Annotated in this window: 12 protein-coding genes; 7 read left to right on the forward strand and 5 right to left on the reverse strand. The window is 68.4% G+C overall.

Annotated features, from left to right (window positions below; all coding sequences use genetic code 11):
* The first annotated feature begins 47 nt into the window (after window positions 1-47).
* The 4 genes from ACH442_RS17795 (at window position 48) to ACH442_RS17810 (ending at window position 4,169) form a co-directional block, all read left to right on the forward strand.
* Window positions 48-776 (forward strand): hypothetical protein, encoded by a 729-nt coding sequence (locus tag ACH442_RS17795; protein ID WP_396339109.1) that lies wholly within the window; start codon window positions 48-50, stop codon window positions 774-776.
* On the forward strand, window positions 776-2,077 hold the full coding sequence (locus ACH442_RS17800) for a hypothetical protein (protein ID WP_396339110.1): 1,302 nt from the start codon (window positions 776-778) through the stop codon (window positions 2,075-2,077). The genes ACH442_RS17795 and ACH442_RS17800 overlap by 1 nt, the downstream gene beginning before the upstream one ends.
* Window positions 1,983-3,200, forward strand: coding sequence for a S8 family serine peptidase (locus tag ACH442_RS17805; RefSeq protein ID WP_396339111.1), 1,218 nt, complete (start codon window positions 1,983-1,985; stop codon window positions 3,198-3,200). The genes ACH442_RS17800 and ACH442_RS17805 overlap by 95 nt, the downstream gene beginning before the upstream one ends.
* A 354-nt stretch (window positions 3,201-3,554) precedes the next feature.
* A complete protein-coding gene (locus ACH442_RS17810) occupies window positions 3,555-4,169 on the forward strand; it encodes a Maf family protein (RefSeq protein WP_396339112.1) in 615 nt (204 codons plus the stop codon).
* Between the two features lie 146 nt (window positions 4,170-4,315).
* Here ACH442_RS17810 and ACH442_RS17815 read toward each other — a convergent pair whose 3' ends face one another.
* Window positions 4,316-5,095 (reverse strand): ArsR/SmtB family transcription factor, encoded by a 780-nt coding sequence (locus ACH442_RS17815; RefSeq protein WP_396339113.1) that lies wholly within the window; start codon window positions 5,093-5,095, stop codon window positions 4,316-4,318.
* Between the two features lie 80 nt (window positions 5,096-5,175).
* Here ACH442_RS17815 and ACH442_RS17820 point away from each other — a divergent pair, with 80 nt between their 5' ends.
* Complete coding sequence (locus ACH442_RS17820) at window positions 5,176-6,927, forward strand: biotin carboxylase N-terminal domain-containing protein (protein WP_396339114.1); 1,752 nt, start codon at window positions 5,176-5,178, stop codon at window positions 6,925-6,927.
* A 119-nt stretch (window positions 6,928-7,046) separates the two neighbouring features.
* Here ACH442_RS17820 and ACH442_RS17825 read toward each other — a convergent pair whose 3' ends face one another.
* The gene (locus ACH442_RS17825) at window positions 7,047-7,682 is read right to left on the reverse strand and encodes a TetR/AcrR family transcriptional regulator (protein ID WP_396339115.1); all 636 of its coding nucleotides are present in this window, start codon (window positions 7,680-7,682) and stop codon (window positions 7,047-7,049) included.
* 348 nt (window positions 7,683-8,030) lie between these two features.
* On the opposite strand from ACH442_RS17825, the gene ACH442_RS17830 reads away from it, so the two are divergent.
* Window positions 8,031-8,909, forward strand: a complete 879-nt coding sequence (locus ACH442_RS17830; RefSeq protein WP_396339116.1) for a DedA family protein — start codon at window positions 8,031-8,033, stop codon at window positions 8,907-8,909.
* On the opposite strand, the gene ACH442_RS17835 is transcribed toward ACH442_RS17830, so the two are convergent.
* Complete coding sequence (locus ACH442_RS17835) at window positions 8,836-10,236, reverse strand: NAD(P)H-quinone dehydrogenase (protein ID WP_396339117.1); 1,401 nt, start codon at window positions 10,234-10,236, stop codon at window positions 8,836-8,838. The two genes, ACH442_RS17830 and ACH442_RS17835, sit on opposite strands and share 74 nt — an antisense overlap.
* Before the next feature lie 129 nt (window positions 10,237-10,365).
* Between ACH442_RS17835 and ACH442_RS17840 the strand changes: the two genes are divergently transcribed.
* Complete coding sequence (locus ACH442_RS17840) at window positions 10,366-10,827, forward strand: gamma-glutamylcyclotransferase (RefSeq protein ID WP_396339118.1); 462 nt, start codon at window positions 10,366-10,368, stop codon at window positions 10,825-10,827.
* Window positions 10,828-11,153: 326 nt separating this feature from the next.
* Here the strand turns inward: ACH442_RS17840 and ACH442_RS17845 are convergent, their stop codons facing one another.
* Together ACH442_RS17845 and ACH442_RS17850 are read right to left on the reverse strand one after the other, a co-directional pair.
* On the reverse strand, window positions 11,154-11,891 hold the full coding sequence (locus ACH442_RS17845) for a hypothetical protein (protein ID WP_396339119.1): 738 nt from the start codon (window positions 11,889-11,891) through the stop codon (window positions 11,154-11,156).
* Between the two features lie 379 nt (window positions 11,892-12,270).
* The gene (locus ACH442_RS17850) at window positions 12,271-13,221 is read right to left on the reverse strand and encodes a hypothetical protein (protein WP_396339120.1); all 951 of its coding nucleotides are present in this window, start codon (window positions 13,219-13,221) and stop codon (window positions 12,271-12,273) included.
* Between the last annotated feature and the right edge of the window lies 1 nt (window position 13,222).

A 13,222-nucleotide genomic window follows, 5' to 3' on the forward strand; every position in this document is an offset into this window, starting at 1 on the left:
TTCCACAGGAGTCGATGTAGCGTGCCGTGAGCGGCTAACCTCGCTGCGTGGCTCCCTACGACGATCCATGGCGCGACGACGGTCACATCTCGGCCGACATCACCGCGATGGAAGACTTCGCCCGGAAACTCCTGGCCGATGTCGACGACCAGTACGCGCCGTTCGCCGACACCCTGGCGAACCGGATGCTGGCCGGCCTCCCCGCCGCCGACCACCAATTCGGCGAACTGCACGCCTTCACCACCGTTCTGGCCTCGGCGCAGGACACCTGCCAGCAGAACATCTACAACTTCGCCAACGGGACCCATGGGTTCGCGAAAGCGGCTGAGCAAGTCAGCGGGCTTTATCGCGGGGCGGATGCGTTTGCTCGGGCACGGTTGAGCGATGTGGAGTCGGCGCTGGTCACGGCTGGGCTGCTGCCACCTGCGGAGGTGACCTCGACCGGCGGCCCCTCCGTCGCGTCCTCCGCCGGGTCGACCACCGCTCCTTCCCCGGAGTCTCCCGCCGCTCCTTCCGCTGGGTCTCCCGCCGCCCCTTCCGCTGGGTCTCCCGCAGCCCCTTCCGCTGGGTCTCCCGCAGCCCCTTCCCCCGGGTCTTCCGCCGCTCCTTCCCCCGGGTCTTCCGCCGCTCCTTCCGGTGGCGCCTCGGTGGCCCCGCCCGCCGTCGCGGGCACTTCCGCAGACTCCTCGATCGGCATTTTCGGCGACAAATCCGTCCCGTTCGACCCCGTGGCAGAGACGCCATCGCCGCCTTCCACCGCGAAGGAAGGTGCCTGATGTTCGCGAATTCCGACAACCAAGGCGGAACCGACTGGGCGCTGAAAACCGTCCCCGAAATGTGGTCGATGATCGCCGCCCACGACGGAACAGCCCACAAAAGCTTGCTGCTCACCTGGCTGCAGTCCGCCGACCTCCTGATCGACCACCTGTCCCGGGTCAAGCGCTACCGCGACAACCTCGCCGAAGCCTGGCCCCCGGACAAAAGCAAAGCCGCCGCCAAATACCTCGACCGTCTCGACGACCTGATCAGCCACCTGACCAGCACCTACGAGGCCGCCGTAGAAAACCACCGCGCCCTGGGTGCCGCCACGTCCGCCCTGGTCGGCGCCCGGGTCAAAATGGAGTCCATCTACCGCGCCTACCTGGCGAACCAGCAGGACTTGGACGCCTACGCCGCGAAGCTGAAGTCAAACGAGCAGATCGTCGGCAAATACCGAATCATCGCCCCGACCCCACCAACGGCAGAGTCCCGTCAGCTCGAACTGCACCTACAGGCCCAGTCAGTCATGTCCGCGCTGAGCACCGACCTCGCCCAAGCCCAACTAAACATCACCACACCGGCGCTTTATGACCCAGTGCCCAATACCGATCGAACCAAGCCATTCGATCCCGAAAACTCGAGTGATTCGTCAATCAAAACCCTCACCTCACCTTCTCCGTCAAGCAACGTCAGCAATAACTCGGGCACATCACTCACGCATTCGCATGGGATATCAAGCGGACCAACCGGCGGACATTCGGCGGTCTCTTCAACTCCTTCCTACACCCATCCAGACCCACCCTCGAGCCCACTAATACCAATATTGAGCGGTTTAGACCCAACGAAGGCGACCTCAACGCCCGTAGCAACCAATCCAATCAGTCATGGTCTGAACCCAGGCACCGGATTGATCGGTTCAATTCCGGTCATAGGAACGCTACCCACGGAACCGCACGCGAGTCTTCCCGCTGGGAATATTGGCGGTATCGAAAGATCTCCCAGCACGTTGAGCCGGGCACGAAAAACACTACCCGGTGGCATCATAGGAGATCCCGCCGAAACAGGCGGCACCCACATCGGACCTAGCTTGCCCCGAAACCAGCAGTTGAATCCGTCAGGTGGGATCATTGGCAGCCCCACCACCCCCATCGGAAGCTCCTTCAATCCCCGAAAGCGCTCGAACACAACCCGAGAAAAAATAGGCGATAGGCACTGGAGTCCCGATGACCCTTGGGCTATCGAAGAAGGAATTGATCCGGTCATCCTTCCCCCAGAGAAGCAGAAGATTGATCCGGGGCCAGCAATTGGACTTCCGTAGGAGCCACAGGATTGGGAAATCTTCTCTTCTCAGCCTCCGCAATGCCACAACTGTTCTCGCCTTTGTCGCTACATTGTCACTGACGGCATTCGAGCGAACTGACGCGGTGCGAGAGGCACAGTGGTTCTTGGATGCCCTTAAGATTGACAAGGCCCACGCACTAAGCACGGGTACGGGCGTCACCGTCGCACTAACGGACAGCGGCGTTAATAACCATCGCGACTTCGATAATAATCTTGTTCCGGGCGTAGACCTAGTCACCAATAGCGGCCCCGCCTACAACAACGATCGAATCGGACATGGCACTGAGATGGCTGGCCTTATTGTCGGCCACGGGCAAGATTCTGCCAAGGGAGTACTTGGGATAGCTCCTGGATCGAAGCTGTTGCCAATTAAGGTATCCGACGGACCAGATTTCCGTCCAATAGTTGGCGCCGGAATATCAGCGGCAACAAATCTTGGAGCCAGAGTAATAAACGTGTCATCCGCTGGAAGTATCTCCAAGGAGCTTGAACGGGCAGTTAACGACGCAATCAATCGCGACGTGGTTGTCGTAGCAGCCTCAGGAAACGATTTCCGAACGGCGCGGATAGGGTACCCCGCCGCACTCCCGGGCGTGCTCGCCGTTGGAGCCGTCGACAAGGATGGAAAGTATGCGCCATTCTCGACGCCTGGACCTAATCTTGGAATTTGCGCACCCGGCGTTGATATTGTGACGACCGGATCACATAATTCCTACAGCAAGATCGACGGCACTTCGGCAGCGACTGCGATTGTGTCGGGGGCAGCGGCATTGGTTCGGGCCAATTTTCCGAAACTTTCTGCTCGGGAAGTCGTTCATCGACTTACGGCCACGGCTACCGACATCGGGCCGCCTGGTCGGGATGAGCAATGTGGGTACGGGGTGCTCAACATCATTAAGGCTCTAACCGCAGACGTTCCGCCGATGAGCAATGGGACCTCAGTCGGCGCCGGTGCTTCCAGCAGTGCGGTGGTGGACGGGGCCCATAACCGTGGTCGTGGGTGGAAGTTCGGCCTGCTAGGTAGGGTTGCGGTCGCATTGAGCGGTGGAGTGGTTCTGGCGTTCTTAGCTGTTCGGCGGCGGAATCGGAGACGAATTTAGAAAGCTACCGAGCTGCCTGCCTTGTAGGCAAAGACGCTCACCAGGCAGGGACTCGCATGCGGTAATGGCTCGGTCGGCGCCGCGATGCATTGGCCATCGACCGGTGTGCTGCCTCCGGAACCGGCTCAGGCGTAGCGCACGGGCGAGCGCGGAGAGCGTGGCCCGTGTCCGGGCGGCCGAGGGCGCGTGGCCTCGCAAGCCGCGACGCAAGGTTCCACCGACCAGGGCTGGGCAGTCCCAGCTGGGGATTTGGGACTTGGGGCTGTGGTGGGACAGGGGGAATGATGGGTTTGTCGGTGGAAGATGGGGCTTGCGTGCACTTTTGGGCACGGCGGGCTTGTAGTCTCACTTTTTGTGCAGAGTGACAACGCGTACCGGCTGATTCTTGCCTCGGCCAGCCCTGCCCGGCGGGCGCTGCTCACCGGGGCGGGAATTGATGCTGAGGTGATCGTCAGTGGGGTGGACGAGAGCGTCGTGGAGGCTGAGGATGCCTACACGCTGAGCCTCGCGCTGGCGCGGATGAAAGCGCGGACCGTGGCGGCGAATCTGCCGGCGGATCCGGGGGCGCTGGTGCTCGGGTGTGACTCGGTGCTGGCGTTCGAGGGGGAGATCTTCGGGAAGCCGGCGGACGCCCGGGAAGCGGCGCAGCGGTGGATGGCGATGCGCGGGAAGTCCGGGGTGCTCCACACCGGGCATCATCTGACCGGGCTGGTCAGCGGGCGGCAGGCCGAGGCGGTCGGTACGACCACGGTGCACTTCGCGGACGTGACCGACGCCGAGATCGAGGCCTACGTTGCTTCGGGTGAGCCGCTGCAGGTGGCGGGCGCGTTCACGCTGGACGGGCGTGGGGGTGCGTTCGTCGAGCGGATCGAGGGTGACCCCGGCAACGTGATCGGGCTGTCGTTGCCGCTGCTCAGGACGCTGCTCGCCGAGATGGACGTGCCGATCACGACGCTCTGGCGAAACTGAGCCGAGCCCCGGCCAGCCGCCGGAGCGAAACCAGCAGCCGCCGAGCGGAAGCGGCAGTGGAACAGGCCGTGAAAGCGGCAGTGGAACAGGCCGTGGAAGCGGCAGCGAAACTGAGCCGAGCCCCAGCAGCCACCGGGCGGAACTAGTCACTCAACGGGCAGCGGAGAGCCCGTCTCCAGGTACGTCTTGAGGCTGGACAGGATCGCCGGCCACCCCTGGCTCACTTGCCCGAGGATCGTGCTGCCGTCGTCGAAGCCGTCGTGCGTGACGGTCAGCCTGACCAGCTCGCCCACCTGTTCGAGGTCGAACGTCACGGTCGAGCGCCGCTCCGCGGTCACCGCCGCCAGCCACTCCGGCGAGAAGCCGTGCTTGGCGGCGAACTCCGGGGTGAAGCTGTGCCACGTGTACGACAACCGCGACCCCGGTACCGATTCCAGCACCACCTGTTCCGGGTCGGCGATGGTCAGGTCGCCGATTTTCCAGGTGATCGGCGAGCCGGCGGTCCAGTCGCTGTCGAACGACACGCCCCAGTACTGACTGGTGAACGCCGGCGATGTGAGCGCCTCCCAGAGTTTCGCGGGCGTGGTCGCGATGTACGTGGTGTAGACGAAGCTCATCGGTGTCCCTTCCAGCGCGCTTTTGAGGTCGGCGAGCGCCTGGACGCGCCCGCGGTCGTATCGGCTGATCCAGCGGTCGGCGATGGCGTTGACCGGTGCGGCGTTGAGGTGGTGCAGCTTTTCCCGGCCGCGCCGGGTGGTGGTCACCAGGCCGGCGGCTTCGAGCACGGCGAGGTGTTTGCTGACCGACTGCCGGGCCATGCCCAGGCCGGAGCAGAGATCCCGCAGCGTCTGCCCGTTGCGCCGGTTGAGGCTGTCGAGCAGGTGGCGGCGGCTCGGGTCGGCCAGTGCTTTGAACACCTCGTCCACGGTCACCACAATAGGCATCCAAATGGCTGCATTTCAAGACGGGCCACGACGGGACACTGAACTGCCGTTAGGCTCTAGCCGTGCGGAAGATATTGATCGCCAACCGTGGCGAGATCGCCCTCCGGGTCATCCGGGCCTGCAAGGACGCCGGCCTCACCAGCGTCGCCGTCTACGCCGACAGTGATCGCGACGCGCCACATGCCCGGCTCGCCGACGAGGCGTTCGCACTGGACGGCGAGACCGCCGCTGACACGTACCTGCGCGTCGACAAGTTGATCGACGTGGCCAAGCGGAGCGGGGCTGACGCCGTACATCCGGGTTATGGGTTTCTCTCGGAGAACGCCGAGTTCGCCGACGCAGTGATTAAAAACAACCTCACGTGGATCGGGCCGAGCCCGCAGGCGATCCGCGACCTCGGCGACAAGGTGACCGCGCGGCACATCGCGCAGCGGGCCGGGGCGCCGCTGGTGCCCGGCACACCGGAGCCGGTGGCCGACGCCGACGAGATCATCGCGTTCGCCGAGCAGCACGGGCTGCCCGTGGCGATCAAGGCGGCGTTCGGTGGTGGCGGGCGAGGTCTGAAAGTGGCCCGCACGATCGAGGAGATCCCGGCGCTGTTCGAGAGCGCGACACGCGAGGCGGTGGCCGCGTTCGGGCGCGGTGAGTGTTTCGTCGAGCGCTACCTGGACCGGCCCCGCCACGTCGAGGCGCAGGTCATCGCGGACACGCACGGCAACGTGATCGTGGTCGGCACGCGTGACTGCTCGCTGCAGCGCCGCCACCAGAAGCTGGTCGAGGAGGCGCCCGCGCCGTTCCTGACGGCCGAGCAGCGCGCCGAGATCCACGGGAGTGCGAAGGCGATCTGCCGCGAGGCGGGGTACTACGGTGCCGGCACGGTGGAGTACCTGGTCGGCCAGGACGGGACGATCTCGTTCCTGGAGGTCAACACGCGGCTGCAGGTGGAGCACCCGGTCAGCGAGGAGACCGCCGGCATCGACCTGGTCCGCGAGCAGTTCCGGATCGCGTCCGGCGAGCCGCTGGCGCTCACCGAGGACCCGGAGCCCCGCGGGCACGCCATCGAGTTCCGGATCAACGGGGAGGACGCGGGCCGCGGCTTCCTGCCCGCACCGGGCACGGTCACCGCGCTGACCTGGCCGTCCGGGCCGGGCGTGCGAGTCGACTCGGGCGTCGAGACGGGCAGCGTCATCGGCGGGAACTTCGACTCGATGCTCGCCAAGATCATTGTCACCGGCGCGACCCGGGAGCAGGCACTCGAACGTTCCCGCCGGGTCCTCGACGAGACGGTCATCGAGGGCATCGCCACGGTGCTGCCGTTCCACCGCGCGGTCGTGCGCGACGAGGCGTTCACCGCCGAACCGTTCACCGTGCACACCCGGTGGATCGAGACCGAGTGGGCCAACGAGGTGCCGCCGTTCAGTGCCCCGGCCGCCGACGGCGGCGAGGCCGCCGAACGCGAGACCGTCGTGGTCGAGGTCGGCGGCCGGCGCATCGAGGTCCGCCTCCCCAAGGACCTGATGGGGCGTACGTCGTCATCCGCCGCCCCGCAGAAACGCGCAAGCCGTCCGCGCGGCAACGCCGCGACCGCGGCCGCGAGCGGCGACAGCCTGACCGCCCCGATGCAGGGCACCATCGTGAAGGTCGCCGCGCAGAACGGTGACGTCGTCAACGAGGGCGACGTGATCGTGGTCGTCGAGGCGATGAAGATGGAGCAGCCGCTGAACGCGCACAAGGCCGGCACGGTCAGCGGGTTGTCGCTGGAGGTCGGCGCCACGGTCACGTCCGGCGCGGTGGTCTGCACGATCGAGGGCTGAGGGCAAGTGTGTCCACACTGGCGGCCTGTCCACAGGCCGCCGGTGGCAGCCTGCCGTTTCCGGCCATACTGACCAGCGGGACTTCCCCCAGGGCGGGTGGGGTGACAAGTAGAAGTCGATCACCCGCCCATCTGGCGGACACGCCCCAGGATCTGGCGGGCCGCCTCCACCGGGTCCTCCTGGGCGCTGTCCGGGAAGGCGCCGCTCAGCCACAGCGTCGCGAAGCCGTGGACCATCGACCAGGCGGCCAGGCCGACTTCGCGTACCTCGTCGGAGACCAGCTCGGCGGTGCCTTCCTTGGCCGGTCGCGCGGGGCCGGTCGGGACGGGCCCGGCGAGCGGCGCGTCCGGCAGGTCGGTCATGCCGGCGTAGAGGGCGTCGGCGGCCTGGCGGCGCGCGGCGAGCAAGCCGGGGTCGTCGGCGTGGTAGAGGTCGGTCCGGAACATCACCTCGAACGTCGCCCGGTTGGCCAGTGCGAACCGCAGATAGGTGACACCGAGTTCGAGCAGGCTGTTGCTGGCCAGCCGGGAGGTGGCGAGCGCCTTGGCGAGGCGTTCGAAGCCGTCGGTGGCGAGCGCGGTGAGCAGCCCGGCCTTGTCGGCGAAGTGGTGGGCGGGCGCGGCGTGCGAGACACCGGCGCGGCGGGCGAGGTCGCGCATGCTCAGCGCGGTCACGCCGGAGTCGGTGATCGCGTCGGCGGCCGCGGTCAGCAGGGCGCGCCGCAGGTCACCGTGGTGGTAGCTCTGCCTGGTCACCGCGCAAGGATAACTAGCCAGTGGCAAGATTCGGCGGCTCACGACGTACGGGAAACCGGTCTTGATCTTGTTTTTGAAGGGGCGGGCCGCCGATACGGGACCTACCGGCGGCCCGCTGCCACGGCGCGTCGGAACGGGGGATCCGGCGCCGGCGGGCAGAACCAACGGTACGCCCCGCCGTTGTGGACACTGGGAAAACCATGGGCGCTTCAGGGCCTTTCGGCCGTAGCGTGGCGGGCATCACGGCCGGGTTCACAGACAGTGGGCGCATGCTGAGCACAGCGCTCTCTCAGGTGCGTTCCCGGAAAATACCGTGAGCCCTGAATCCGCTAGGTGGTGGCCCCTGCGATGACCGATCTGCTGACGATGGTGACCTCACCGCTCTGGGTCTACCTCGCGCTGTTCGGATTTCTCGCGGTGGACGCGTTGATCCCGGTGGTGCCGATCCAGGCCATCATGATCACTTCGGGTGCGCTGACCGTCTACGGCGACCTGCACCTGGCCCTGGTGATCCTGATCGGCGCACTGGGCATGGTCACCGGCGACCTGATCGCATTCGTGCTGGGGCGATCCACCGGGCATGGGCTCAGCGCCCTTCGCGCCCGATTCGCCCCGCGCAGCGAAGAAGGTGAGAATTCGCGCGCCCGACAGGCCGCCGAGCGGTTCACCCGCGGCCTGCGCCGGCCCGGTCCCCTCGTGATCCTGCTGTGCCGGTTCGTCCCCGGCGGCCGGATGGCCTCCGGCTATCACGCCGGCCGCACCGGCTACCCGGTCCGGAACTTCGTCGGGTACGACGGCGCGGCCGCGCTCTGCTGGGCCTCCTACGGCGGGCTGGTCGGGCACCTCGGCGGCACCGCGATCACCCAGTCCGCCTGGCGGCTGTTCGCGATCGCGGCAGCCGCCGCCCTCGTCTTCGGCACCGCCGGCTGGATCCTCGCCCTCTTCGGCGGCAAGGACCCGGCCGACCCGGAGTCGACCGGCGCAGGCTCGACCGGCGCAGGGTCGACCGGCTCAGGCTCCGCCTGCTCGGGGTCGACCGGCTCGGGGTCAGCCTGCTCGGGGTCGGCCGGCTCAGGGTCAGCCGGCTCAGGGTCGGCCGGCTCAGGGTCAGCCGGCTCAGGGTCAGCCTGCTCAGGGTCAGCCGGCCAGGACGCTACTGGATCTCGTGCTGCATCAGCTGACGAGCCGCTTCCGCAATCGAACCCGACAGCGACGGATAGATCGTGATCGTGTGGGCCAGCTGGTCCACGGTCAGGTTGTTCTCGATCGCCATCGTGATCGGCAGGATCAGCTCGCTCGCCTTCGGCGCCACGACCACGCCGCCGATGACCTGACCGGTCGCCGGGCGGCAGAAGAGCTTCACGAACCCGTCCTGCAGGCCGGCCATCTTCGCCCGGGCGTTGCCGGTCAGCGGCAGCATCACCTGGCGGGCCGGGGTGCGGCCGGAGTCCACCTCGTTCTGCGAGACGCCGACGGTGGCCAGCTCCGGGTCGGTGAACACGTTCGCCGAGACCGTGCGCAGCCGCAGCGGCGCGACCGCCTCACCCATCGCGTGCCAGATCGCGATCCGGCCCTGCATGGCAGCGACACTGGCCAGCGGCAGCACCCCGGTGCAGTCACCGGCGGCGTAGATGCCCGGCACGTTGGTGCGCGACACCCGGTCGACGGTCACGTAGCCGCCGTTGCCGACCGCCACCCCGTACTCCGCGAGGCCCAGGTCGGCGGTGTTGGGGACGGCGCCGACCGCGATCAGGGCGTGCGACGCCTCGATCACCTTGCCGCCGGACAGGGTCACCCGGACACCGTCGCCGGTGTTCACCACCGAGTCGCCACGGGACTGGCTGAGAATGGTCATGCCGCGGTCACGGAACACCCGCTCGATCGCCATCGCGGCGTCGGCGTCCTCGTGCGGCATCACGCGCTCGCGGCTGGAGACGAGCGTGACCTGCACCCCCATCGCCAGGTAGGCGCTGGCGAACTCGGCGCCGGTGACACCCGAGCCGATCACGACCAGGTGCTCGGGGAGCTCGGTCAGGTCGTACACCTGACGCCAGTCGAGGATGCGCTCGCCGTCCGGGCGGGCGGTGGACAGCACCCGCGGGGTGGCGCCGGTGGCCAGCAGGACCGTGTCGGCCTCCACCGCGTACTCCGCGCCCTCGGCCGGGGTGATCAGCACCTGGTGGGTGTGGCCGAGCCGGTCCTCACCCATCCGGGCGCGGCCACGGACCACGTCGACACCGGCCTTGACCAGCTTCGTCTGGATGTCGGCGGACTGCGCCAGCGCCAGCTTCTTCACCCGCTGGTTGACCGCGACGGCGTCGACGCTGACCCCGTCGAGACCGCTGGAACGGATCCCGAAGGCGTCGTTGTTGCGGTAACCGGTCATCACCTCGGAGCTGGCGATGAAGGTCTTCGACGGGACACAGTCGGTCAGCACGCAGGCGCCACCGGGCCCGTCCGCCTCGACCAGGGTCACATCGGCATCGAGCTGGGCGGCGACCAGGGCCGCCTCGTACCCGCCCGGGCCCCCGCCGATGATCACGATCCGACTCACTGTTACCCGACCTCCAAATAATGACTCTGCCGCCCCCGCAGGGGAAAAACCGGCAACAAACCCCATACGGTGTGCCGACACGCTCGTCTCATATTCTCACCGACCGTCGTTACGACTATCGTCGTCGCCGTGCGTCACTACGCCGCGTATGGCTCGAACCTGGACCCAGCCCGCATGCTGGCCTACTGTCCGCACTCCCCCATGGTCGGGGTCGGGTGGATCGAAGGCTGGCGCCTGACCTTTGCCGGAGAAGGGGAAATGGGCTGGGAGGGGGCGGTGACGACGATCGTCGAATCGCCCGGCGACCGTGTCTTCGTCTCCCTCTACGACGTGCATCCGTGGGATGCCTCACAACTCGACGAGGTCGAGGGGGTGCCCGCCGGGACATACCAGAAGCTCACCGTGCGTGTATCGACGCTCGACGGTGAGATGCCCGCCTGGGTCTACGTCTTCGCCGGTTACGAGGGCGGCCTGCCGACCGCGTGGTACCTCTCCGAGATCGCCACCGCGGCGGAGAAGGCCGGGGCGCCCGACGACTACGTCAGCGAGCTGCGTAGCCGCCCGACCCGCACGGCTACGCCGGGGACCTGACGCCCGGCCGCGGTGTCACCGTGGTCTCGTACACGTTCGCCCGGTAGAGCGGGGACATCCCGACCTTCCGGTAGAGCCGTGCGGCCTCGGTCGGGTTCGTGTACACGTCGTGACCCAGTTCCGCCGCGCGCTCGGCCGTCCGCCCCATCAGCAGGCGGCGTTCCGGTCAGACGTACACCTCGGCGAGGTCCCGGGCCTGACCGGTCGGGTTCCGTGGACGGGACAAGCCGGCGAGTGGTCCAGCCGGGCGGAACACGCTCGTGCCCGCCATCCGACCACGCCCGCCGAGCACCTGCCAGTCGTTGTCACCCGCCCGGGCCGGGACGTCAGCGGGTGAAGCGGTGCGCGAGAGACTCCAGCAACCCGGCCAGTTCCACCCGCTCCGGACGGTCCAGCGTGCCCCAGGCCTGCCCGGCGAGCGAGTTCGCCACCGACTCGGCCCACATCAGGCGGCGCACCAGCGGGCCCGCCGACGGGTACGGCGACTGCCATCCGAGCGCCACCGCGCCGGTCTCCCCCTCCGGCCCGGCGATGATCGCCTCCAGCGGGGTCAGGCCACCGGCGCGGACGGCGATCACGTACACCCCCTGCCGGTGCTCGTGCAGCAGATGCAACAGGAACGCGGCCCGCGCCCCCGGCTCCTGACTCGGCACCGGCATCGCCCGCCACGCGGCGAACAGCGGCAACCCGGCCGGGTCGACCTCGCCCACCACCCGCTCGGCCAGCTCCAGCAGCCGGCCCAGCCGCGGGAAGCCGCCGACCTGCTCGACACCCCAGGTGCACAGCTCACGCAGGTGCCAGGTGGCCACCTCGGAGGGCTGCGAACTCTTCGCCGTGGCCTCCCACCCCTCGGTGACCGCCTCGGGCGCGATGAACGCGATCGCCGCCGCCACCGTCTCCGGCCGCACGTCGCCGAGCGCGCCGGCCCGGGCCGAGACGTGATAGGCCCAGCCGGAGAGCCCGAGCAGGCGGGCCCGCCGCAACGTCTGCGGGGATTCGGCGAAGGCTCCGACGATGGTGGCGACGCTCGCCTTGGCGTTGGCCGCTGCCTGTTCGGGGGTCACCGTCCGATTCTGCTCCGCTCGACCGATTAAGAAAACGCTCTACTTGTCCGCCCTGCGAACAAATCAACATCAAGATCTTCATGTCCTGGGTCCGCTGTGGTCCTTCTCCGCCGCTCCCGCGGGGACCCTTCCGGGCCGAGCAGGGCGCGGGGCGCCCAGAACGCTCAGCCCTCCAGGGCGGCCTCCGTGGGTGGGCACGGTGAGAGCAACAAACCTCCCGACGCGCTTGAGCAGGCCGCGCAGTTCCGCCACCCGGTGGTCCGCGACCTCCGCGGTGAGTCCCGCCCGCAGCGCGCCCCCGGGTTCCGGCCCGGTTGCCGCCCGGGCACGGCTGCCCGTCCGCAGAGCGCCGGGACAGCGCCGAAGCGGGGCTCGGTGGTCAGTCCAGGTCGTCGAGGGCGGCTTGGACGTCGCCGACCCGGCGGCGGGCGGTGGCGGCTTCGCGCTCGGCGGTCCGGCGGGCCAGTTTGCGGCGGCCGACTTCGGCGACGGCCTCGGTGCGCCGGCGTTCCAGTTCGGCGAGTTCCGCTTCCAGGTCGTCGACCAGGCTCTCGGCGTCCCGTTCGGCCGACTCGGCCCGGTTCAGCTGGTCGTCGGCGCGCCGTTCACCGGCTTCGGCCGCGCTCAGCTCGCGTCGCAGTTCGCGGCGGCGGCGCTCGACCTCCCGGCGCCGGCGCTCGCGGGCGGCCCGTTCCCGCGCTTCCCGCGCCGCCGACTCCGCATCAGACTCGCCCTGCCCCGAGTCTCCGTGGCCCGGCTCATCGTGGTTCATGCCGCCGCGGACCGGCGTGGAGCCGACGAGATCATCCTCGTCCTCGCCGCCGGTGATCAGGCGTAGGCGCGGGCGTGGGACCTCCCCGAACCCCGCATAGGCGGCGGCCCGGATCAACCGGCCGGTCTGCACCTGCTCGGCGATCTCCGGGTCGGCCAGCGCCGCGGTCAGCGTCGCCTCCACCTCGCCCATCGGCAGCTTGGCGGCGCCCGCCCCGGCGGCCACGGCCAGCTTGCGGGCCGCGGTGACCAGTGCCGACACGAACGCCCGGCGCTGCTGCGACAACTCGCGCAGCTGACCGCCCTGCAGTTCGCGCTGGGCGGCCCGGAGCGCCCCGGAGAGTTCGACCAGCTCGCCGATCAGGTCCGGGCGTTTGCGGACCAGCAGGTTCACCACCCACGCGGCCACGGTCGGTTTCTTCAGGGCGGCGAGCCGCTTGGCCGTCTCCCGGTCGCCGGCCGCGCGCGCCTGGTCGACCGCGGCCGCCCGGGTCGCCACGAAACCGTCCGGCGGCTCCTCGTAGAGCCGCCGGACCACGTCGTCGATCACACCCGGCACG

It is taken from the genome of Actinoplanes sp. NPDC020271 (genome assembly GCF_044388125.1).
In the GTDB taxonomy this organism is placed as follows: Bacteria; Actinomycetota; Actinomycetes; order Mycobacteriales; family Micromonosporaceae; genus Actinoplanes.

Excerpts from the sequence above, each read along its gene's own strand:
- ACH442_RS17800 (WP_396339110.1), top strand. The coding sequence starts at position 776 with ATGTTCGCGAATTCCGACAACCAAGGCGGAACCGACTGGGCGCTGAAA.
- ACH442_RS17830 (WP_396339116.1), top strand. The coding sequence starts at position 8,031 with ATGACCGATCTGCTGACGATGGTGACCTCACCGCTCTGGGTCTACCTC.
- ACH442_RS17805 (WP_396339111.1), top strand. The coding sequence starts at position 1,983 with ATGACCCTTGGGCTATCGAAGAAGGAATTGATCCGGTCATCCTTCCCC.